General features: G+C 56.8%; 1 protein-coding gene. It reads right to left on the bottom strand.

Annotation, left to right across the window (positions count from 1 at the left end):
* Window positions 1–97: 97 nt before the first annotated feature.
* The gene (locus tag NW818_RS09025; RefSeq protein ID WP_414380652.1) at window positions 98–1,078 is read right to left on the bottom strand and encodes a CHAD domain-containing protein; all 981 of its coding nucleotides are present in this window, start codon (window positions 1,076–1,078) and stop codon (window positions 98–100) included.
* Between the last annotated feature and the right edge of the window lie 407 nt (window positions 1,079–1,485).

Here is a 1,485-nt window from a genome sequence, read left to right as displayed (position 1 = left end):
GGGGGGATCCCTAGAAATTGGAAACCCTATAGCCACAAAAAATCCCCCGCCAATAAGGCGGGGTTTTTCCTTCGGGGGGATCTATAGAATTGGAAACCTAGGGATCCCCAGTTGGAAAGAAATTGGAAACAGAGAAAAGATTAGAGTAAAGCCGGTGCTGCTCGGCAGAGGCCAGGCAGCGCTGTTGGTGCTCAGGCCACTCCTGGAGGGCTAGTTTTTGTTGTTCCTGGAGAAGGGTTTGTAGGTCTGAGTCTGCAGGCAGCTCGCCTTGCAAAACCTGCAAATCGTTAAAGCGGCCCAGTTGATCCTGCAAGCACTTCAGGGTTGCTATCCAATCTTGCATGGTTTCCCCGTAAAAGGGCGCAAAAAACTCCACCTGATAGCGCAGCCGTTTGGTGGCCTTGCGCAGCTCGTGCAGTTGCTCAGCCTGGGCTTCCGTTGCGGGGAAAGCAGGGATCCGCCAGCCTGGCTGCAGCAGCCACTGGGCCAGCAGGGGAGTCAGCAAGTGGGGCAAGCTTTCCGGCAAAGGCAGCTCCGCCTGGGGCTTATAGCGGGGGTGAGCCAGCCACTGCTCGCAGGCAGCTTGAAACGCCAGGAAGTCAGCATCTTCAAGAATGCGGCGGGAGCGTTTCTCGGCTTGGGTTCGACGTTGCTGCAGATCTTGTTTTAGCTTCTCCAGTTCTGCCTGCTGGGCTGCCGGGATCCCTTCCCAGCAAGGTTCCTGCAGGATTTCCAGCAGCACGTCCAGATCCCGCTGCTTGCCCAAAGCACTGGCCAGCTTTTGCAGGCGTTTGGGCTTGAGAGGCTTGGGCAGCCGGACGGATCCCTGAAACACCTGCACCCAAGTGCCAATACGGCGCAAGGTCACTCGGATTTGGTGGAGAGATTCTGCCGCCTCTGGATGCTGGGTCAGAACTCGCTTTACGTGTTTCTGCAGCCGCTGCCATTGCTGGCTCAACAGTTGATGGGCTTGGAGGGCTAGGGAGGACGAAGACAATGGGGAAAGTGAGATTGGGTTATGTTCACCCTTTTGCTCGTCAGCAGTCGCACCGGTGTCACCCGGCAACAGGGCATCCATAGACAAACCTCTCCTCTCCGAAGGCACAGCGAAGCAACTAAGAAGACAAAAACTCCCTACCCGAGGGGCGATCCAGCCCAACTTAACCTGGAAGGGGGTAAAGCAGTTTCGCTTCTTAACCTCTTTTTAACCTTAAGAGGGCAAGAGGGGGAAGGTAGTGACATACTCCCGACCCCGACTGCTGGCAGTACGGGGCGGGCTTTTCGCTTCAAAGGACTCCGTCCCGCAGAGGAAAGCAGGGAGCCTACGCAAGAACCCTCCACGTTCGGCGAAGCCGTGCCGTAGGCATACAGACAATGCCGTTTTGTACAGCCGAGTTGATTGTAGAACAACGACCGCCTTTCACCCCAACCCTCGTCCTACAGACAGAGGGCGGGGCTTCAAGGACTCCGTCCCGCTAGCGCGAA

The organism is Synechococcus sp. R6-5 (assembly GCF_047461775.1).
In the GTDB taxonomy this organism is placed as follows: domain Bacteria; phylum Cyanobacteriota; class Cyanobacteriia; order Thermostichales; family Thermostichaceae; genus Thermostichus.
The sequence above is the reverse complement of the archived record's forward strand: the minus strand, read 5'-3'. Positions and strand labels throughout refer to the sequence as shown.